Here is a 7,256-nt window from a genome sequence, read left to right as displayed (position 1 = left end):
GCTGTGCGGACTCGTCAGGAGTCCGCACAGCGCCCTTCTGTGTTCCCCGAAAGCGGGCCGGCAACCCCCTTGGCGGGGCTCCGGAGACCGGTCCGCCGTCCACCGGGTCCGCTCCCGGAGGCCCCGCGCTGTTCGATTAATCGGGAGGTCACGGGTGTTCTCCACAGATCCGGGCACTTTTTTCCCTCCACAGCCTGGGGATCCAAAAGTTGTCCATACTGCATCCACAGGCGGGCGGGGCTGGAGCGCATCGGGCCAGCTCAGCGGGTTGGGGATTTGTGGTCAACGATGATCCACAGGCTGTGGACAAGATCTTCGTCCACAGGCCGCGCTCGGCGTTGTCCACCGACTGCCCACAGGTCCGAGGCTGTTTTCCCCAGCCGGAGGCCCCTTCTCCACATAGCTGTCCACTGTTCGGCAACACGGCAGGCTCCATCACTGGCCCGAGTGAAAGGCGTCACACCGAGGGGCAGGGTTGGCCTGTGGGGAACGGGGGTAAAGCTGGGGACAGACCTGGGGAGAAACCGCCCTCCCCTGTGTACGGCTTGTGCACAACTTCCGGGTGTCCACAGAAAGCCCGGGTTGTCCACCGGTGCCACCCACAGGGCCGGTGGATAAAGAACAGGCTCTGAGCTGCGGAAACGAGGTTATCCACGGTTTCCACAGGGCCTACTACTACCACCACCCATAGTTAGCCCGGAATCCGTTTCGAAGTGGGTCCTGTGCACAACTCGCCCTCGGAGCGCTCCGGGCCGCTCGCCGCGATTTGACCCCGAGCAGCAACGAGTGTCGGTGCGGTGCGTCAGACTGGTCCCCGGCGTCCTCCCCCGTTCACCGGCGGAGCGACCCGACCAGACGACGAAGGCCGACAGGGCGAAGACAGCAGCAGGAGGCGGTTCCGGTGAAGATCCGGGTGGAGCGCGATGTACTCGCGGAGGCGGTGGCCTGGGTGGCCCGCAGCCTTCCGGCCCGTCCGCCGGCCCCCGTTCTCGCGGGGCTTCTGCTGAAGGCCGAGGACGGATCGCTCAGCTTCTCCAGCTTCGACTACGAGGTCTCCGCACGGGTCTCGGTGGAGGCCGAGGTGGAGGAAGACGGCACCGTCCTCGTCTCCGGCCGGCTGCTCGCCGACATCTGCCGCGCCCTCCCCAACCGGCCGGTGGAGATCTCCACAGACGGTGTACGGGCGACGGTCTCCTGCGGCTCCTCGCGATTCACACTCCACACCCTTCCTGTGGAGGAGTACCCGGCGCTGCCGCAGATGCCGACCGCGACCGGCACCGTGCCCGGCGAGGTCTTCGCCTCCGCCGCCGCCCAGGTCGCCATCGCCGCGGGCCGCGACGACACGCTGCCGGTCCTGACCGGTGTCCGCATCGAGATCGAGGGCGACACCGTCACCCTCGCCTCCACCGACCGCTACCGCTTCGCGGTCCGCGAGTTCCTCTGGAAGCCGGAGGACCCGGAGGCGTCCGCCGTCGCCCTGGTGCCCGCCAAGACGCTGCTGGACACCGCCAAGGCCCTCACCAGCGGTGACACGGTCACCCTGGCGCTGTCCGGCTCGGGCGCGGGCGAGGGGCTCATCGGGTTCGAGGGTGCCGGACGGCGTACCACCACCCGACTGCTCGAAGGCGACCTGCCGAAGTACCGGACGCTCTTCCCCACCGAGTTCAACTCGGTCGCGGTGATCGAGACCGCCCCGTTCGTCGAGGCCGTCAAGCGCGTCGCCCTGGTGGCCGAGCGCAACACCCCGGTCCGGCTGACCTTCGAGCAGGGCGTCCTGATCCTGGAGGCCGGCTCCAGCGACGACGCACAGGCTGTGGAAAGGGTCGACGCCGTGCTGGAGGGCGACGACATCTCGATCGCCTTCAACCCGACCTTCCTGCTCGACGGCCTCAGCGCCATCGACTCCCCGGTCGCCCAGCTCTCGTTCACGACCTCCACCAAGCCGGCACTGCTCAGCGGCCGCCCGGCCGTGGACGCCGAGGCGGACGACGCGTACAAGTACCTGATCATGCCGGTCCGCCTTTCCGGCTGACCCTCCCGGCCCCGCCCCGGCGGGGCCCGCCGGGCGTGTTCAGCGCCGAGCACGCGCGGCGTCCTGTCCCCTTCCGGGCGTAGGCTCGGACTTGGGTACGAATCGGCACAACGCTAAGGAATCTCTGATGGAGCTCGGTCTCGTCGGCCTCGGCAAGATGGGCGGCAACATGCGCGAGCGCATCCGCCGCGCAGGCCACACTGTCATCGGTTACGACCGCAACCCGGACCTCGCCGACGTCCACAGCCTGGAAGAGCTCGTGGGCAGCCTCAAGGGCCCCCGGGTCGTGTGGGTGATGGTCCCGGCCGGAGCCGCGACCCAGTCCACCGTGGACGAGCTGGCCGAGCTCCTCTCGCCCGGCGACATCGTCGTGGACGGCGGCAACAGCCGCTGGACCGACGACGAGAAGCACGCGGAGGAGCTGCGCGCCAAGGGCATCGGCTTCGTCGACTGCGGCGTCTCCGGTGGCGTCTGGGGCCTGGAGAACGGCTACGCGCTCATGTACGGCGGCGACGCCGAGGACGTGGCGAAGGTCCAGCCGATCTTCGACGCCCTGAAGCCCGAGGGAGACTTCGGCGCGGTCCACGCGGGCAAGGTCGGCGCCGGCCACTTCGCCAAGATGGTCCACAACGGCATCGAGTACGCCATGATGCAGGCGTACGCCGAGGGCTGGGAGCTCCTGGAGAAGGTCGACTCCGTCACGGACGTGCGCGAGGTCTTCCGCTCCTGGCAGGAGGGCACGGTCATCCGTTCCTGGCTGCTCGACCTGGCGGTCAACGCTCTGGACGACGACGAGCACCTCGACAAGCTCCGCGGCTACGCGGCCGACTCGGGCGAGGGCCGCTGGACGGTGGAGGCCGCGATCGACAACGCGGTGCCGCTGCCCGCGATCACGGCGTCGCTCTTCGCACGCTTCGCCTCGCGCCAGGACGACTCCCCGCAGATGAAGATGATCGCCGCGCTGCGCAACCAGTTCGGCGGCCACGCGGTCGAGAACAAGAAGTAACCCGCAACCAGGAGCGGGAGGGGCCGACCGCCCTTCCCGCCGGGAGCACGGAGCAGGAAGCCGGGAAGGTCGGCGCACATCATGCACGTCACGCATCTGTCGCTGGCCGACTTCCGCTCGTACGCCCGGGCCGAGGTGTCCCTCGACCCGGGCGTCACCGTGTTCGTGGGCGCGAACGGCCAGGGCAAGACGAATCTGGTGGAGGCCGTCGGCTATCTCGCCACGCTCGGCAGCCACCGCGTCTCCTCCGACGCCCCGCTCGTCCGCATGGGCGCCGAGCGGGCGGTGATCAGGGCGGCCGTCACCCAGGGCGAGCGCTCGCAGCTGGTTGAGCTCGAACTCAACCCGGGCAAGGCGAACCGGGCCCGCATCAACAGATCGTCGCAGGTCAGGCCCCGTGACGTGCTCGGCATCGTGCGGACGGTGCTGTTCGCGCCGGAGGACCTGGCCCTGGTCAAGGGCGACCCCGGCGAGCGCCGGCGGTTCCTGGACGAGCTGGTCACCGCGCGGTCGCCGCGGATGGCCGGGGTGCGCTCGGATTACGAGCGCGTGCTCAAGCAGCGGAACACGCTGCTGAAGTCCGCCGCGATGGCCCGCAGGCACGGCGGGCGTTCCCTGGACCTGTCGACGCTCGACGTGTGGGACCAGCATCTGGCCGGGGTGGGCGCGGAGCTGCTGGCCCAGCGCCTCGACCTGATAGCCGCACTCCAGCCGCTGGCGGACAAGGCGTACGGGGACGTGGCGCCCGGCGGCGGCCCGGTGGCCCTGGACTACCGCAGCTCCGTCGGCGGCGAGGCCGGCCCCGCACGGACGCGCGAGGAGCTGTACGGACAGCTCATCGAGGCCCTGGCCGGGGTCCGCAAGCAGGAGATCGAGCGCGGGGTGACCCTGGTCGGCCCGCACCGCGACGACCTGGTGCTGGGCCTGCGCGGGATGCCCGCCAAGGGGTACGCGAGCCACGGGGAGTCCTGGTCGTACGCGCTGGCGCTGCGCCTCGCCTCGTACGAGCTGCTGCGCGGCGAGGGCAATGAACCGGTGCTGGTGCTGGACGACGTCTTCGCCGAGCTGGACGCCCGCCGCCGGGAGCGGCTGGCGGAGCTGGTGGCGCCGGCCGAGCAGGTGCTCGTGACCGCGGCGGTGGGCGACGACGTGCCGGGGGCGCTCGCGGGGACGCGGTACGCGGTGTCCGCCGGCGAGGTGGAGCGGGTGTGAGCGGCGACGGCGAGGGGAAGGGCCCCGGCGGCGAGGACCGGGCGAAGCCGGCCGAGCCGTCCGGTGTGGACCTGGCCCGGGTCGCCCTGCGCGCGGCGAAGGAGCAGGCGCGGGCTCGCGGCGAGGCGGCACAGCAGAAGAAGCAGGCCAGGCGGGGTGGCGGACTGCGCTCCGGGGCGCGGCGGGACGGCCGCGACCCGCTGCCGCTGGGGGCCGCGATCAACCGGCTGATCACCGAGCGCGGTTGGGAGACCCCGGCCGCGGTGGGCGGGGTGATGGGCCGCTGGCCGCAGATCGTCGGTGACGACCTCGCCCTGCACTGTGTGCCCGTGCGGTACGACGAGGAGCCGGACCAGCGGGTGCTGACGGTGCAGTGCGATTCGACGGCCTGGGCGACGCAGCTGCGGCTGCTGGCTCCCCAGCTGGTGGCCCGGCTCAACGCGGACCTGGGCAACGGCACGGTGCGGATGATCAAGGTGCTGGGGCCCGGCGGGCCGCAGCACCGGTACGGCCCGCTGCGCGCCCCGGGGAGCACGGGCCCGGGCGACACCTACGGCTGACCCGTCGCGACCTGCGCTTTTCCTACCTACCGCCGGGCCCGGTCCGAGTACCGCTGCCCCGAGGGGCCGGGTACGTGGCACGTGCAACCAGGTGAGGGTGAGCGGACGTCCCTCACCGTAGCGGAGGGCTGACAGGCCGAAGCGCTCAACGCCTGCGTGAGCCCCTTGAGGCCCCGTCCCGAATATGGGGAGTCGTCAGCCGCTCATTCAGGGCGGCACATGCGTACTCAGGTGCCCGCAAACCCCCATTCGGGTCGGCGCTACCGGTAGACTGATGAACAATCCCGCGTCTGGCGGGATTCGTCGATACAAGCCGAACGACGCAGCCGCTCCCGCCTGCCCGGAGAACGGCCTGTGCTGTGCCAGAAAGGGCGCTTCGTGGCCGATTCCGGCAACCCCAACGAGAACATTCCGTCCACCCAGGGCGAGGGCGACGCCGCTCCCGCCCCGGCCGAGGCCCAGTCCTCGTACGACGCCAGCGCGATCACCGTGCTGGAGGGTCTGGACGCGGTCCGCAAGCGACCCGGCATGTACATCGGCTCGACCGGTGAGCGCGGTCTTCACCACCTCGTGCAGGAGGTCGTGGACAACTCGGTCGACGAGGCCATGGCCGGGCACGCGGACACCATCGACGTCACGATCCTCGCCGACGGCGGGGTGCGCGTGGTCGACAACGGCCGTGGCATCCCGGTCGGCATCGTGCCGTCCGAAGGCAAGCCCGCCGTCGAGGTGGTGCTCACCGTGCTGCACGCGGGCGGCAAGTTCGGCGGCGGCGGTTACGCCGTCTCCGGTGGTCTGCACGGCGTCGGTGTCTCCGTCGTCAACGCCCTGTCCACGCGGGTGGCCGTCGAGGTGAAGACCGACGGCTACCGCTGGACCCAGGACTACAAGTTCGGTGTCCCGACCGCCCCGCTGGCGCGTAACGAGGCCACCGACGAGACGGGCACGAGCGTCACCTTCTGGGCCGACGGCGACATCTTCGAGACGACCGAGTACTCCTTCGAGACGCTCTCGCGCCGCTTCCAGGAGATGGCCTTCCTCAACAAGGGCCTCACCCTCACGCTGACCGACGAACGCGAGTCGGCGAAGGCGACGGCCGGTGCGGACAGCGCCGAGGCGGTGGACGTTCCCGAGGAGGAAGTGGCCCGCTCGGTCACGTACCACTACGAGAACGGCATCGTCGACTTCGTCAAGTACCTCAACTCCCGCAAGGGCGACGTCATCCACCAGTCGGTGATCGACATCGAGGCGGAGGACAAGGACCGGCTGCTCTCGGTCGAGATCGCCATGCAGTGGAACACGCAGTACAGCGAGGGCGTCTACTCCTTCGCCAACGCGATCCACACGCATGAGGGCGGTACGCACGAGGAAGGCTTCCGCGCCGCGCTGACCTCCCTGGTCAACCGGTACGCGCGCGACAAGAAGCTGCTCCGCGAGAAGGACGACAACCTCACCGGTGAGGACGTCCGCGAGGGTTTGACCGCGATCATCTCGGTGAAGCTGGGCGAGCCGCAGTTCGAGGGCCAGACGAAGACCAAGCTGGGCAACACGGAGGCCAAGACCTTCGTGCAGAAGGTCGTCCACGAGCAGCTGACCGACTGGTTCGACCGCAACCCCAACGAAGCGGCCGACATCATCCGCAAGGGCATCGCCGCCTCCACCGCCCGCGTGGCGGCCCGCAAGGCCCGCGACCTGACCCGGCGCAAGGGGCTGCTGGAGAGCGCCTCGCTCCCCGGCAAGCTCAGCGACTGCCAGTCGAACGACCCCACCAAGTGCGAGATCTTCATCGTCGAGGGTGACTCCGCAGGCGGCTCGGCCAAGTCCGGCCGCAACCCGATGTACCAGGCGATCCTGCCGATCCGGGGCAAGATCCTGAACGTCGAGAAGGCCCGGGTCGACAAGATCCTCCAGAACACCGAGGTGCAGGCGCTGATCTCGGCGTTCGGCACCGGGGTCCACGAGGACTTCGACATCGAGAAGCTCCGCTATCACAAGATCATCCTGATGGCGGACGCCGACGTCGACGGCCAGCACATCAACACCCTGCTGCTGACGTTCCTGTTCCGCTTCATGCGTCCGCTGGTCGAGGCCGGCCACGTCTACCTGTCGCGCCCCCCGCTGTACAAGATCAAGTGGGGCCGCGACGACTCCGAGTACGCGTACTCGGACCGCGAGCGGGACGCCCTGGTCGCGCTCGGCAAGCAGAACGGCAAGCGGATCAAGGAAGACTCGATCCAGCGCTTCAAGGGCCTCGGCGAGATGAACGCGGAAGAGCTGCGCGTCACCACGATGGACGTCGACCACCGGGTGCTCGGCCAGGTCACGCTGGACGACGCGGCGCAGGCCGACGACCTGTTCTCGGTGCTCATGGGTGAGGACGTCGAGGCGCGGCGCTCGTTCATCCAGCGCAACGCCAAGGACGTCCGCTTCCTCGACATCTGAGTCG

5 protein-coding genes are annotated in these 7,256 nt (G+C 69.7%); all 5 read left to right on the top strand.

Features of this window, described 5'->3' with window-relative positions:
• Positions 1-901: 901 nt before the first annotated feature.
• A complete protein-coding gene (dnaN, locus tag FKN01_RS18905; RefSeq protein ID WP_143622109.1) occupies positions 902-2,032 on the top strand; it encodes a DNA polymerase III subunit beta in 1,131 nt (376 codons plus the stop codon).
• Positions 2,033-2,159: 127 nt separating this feature from the next.
• Positions 2,160-3,038: a phosphogluconate dehydrogenase (NAD(+)-dependent, decarboxylating) gene (gene gnd, locus FKN01_RS18900; RefSeq protein ID WP_143622107.1), complete on the top strand. Its 879-nt coding sequence runs from the start codon at positions 2,160-2,162 to the stop codon at positions 3,036-3,038.
• An 81-nt stretch (positions 3,039-3,119) separates the two neighbouring features.
• Positions 3,120-4,250: a DNA replication/repair protein RecF gene (recF, locus tag FKN01_RS18895; RefSeq protein WP_143622105.1), complete on the top strand. Its 1,131-nt coding sequence runs from the start codon at positions 3,120-3,122 to the stop codon at positions 4,248-4,250.
• Positions 4,247-4,810, top strand: coding sequence for a DUF721 domain-containing protein (locus FKN01_RS18890; RefSeq protein ID WP_143622103.1), 564 nt, complete (start codon positions 4,247-4,249; stop codon positions 4,808-4,810). Before recF ends, FKN01_RS18890 begins: the two co-directional genes overlap by 4 nt.
• Before the next feature lie 354 nt (positions 4,811-5,164).
• Positions 5,165-7,252, top strand: coding sequence for a DNA topoisomerase (ATP-hydrolyzing) subunit B (gyrB, locus tag FKN01_RS18885; RefSeq protein ID WP_143622101.1), 2,088 nt, complete (start codon positions 5,165-5,167; stop codon positions 7,250-7,252).
• Positions 7,253-7,256: the final 4 nt, after the last annotated feature.

Origin of the sequence: Streptomyces sp. 130 (assembly GCF_007096885.1) — a bacterium.
Lineage (GTDB): Bacteria > Actinomycetota > Actinomycetes > Streptomycetales > Streptomycetaceae > Streptomyces.
The sequence above is the reverse complement of the archived record's forward strand: the minus strand, read 5'-3'. Positions and strand labels throughout refer to the sequence as shown.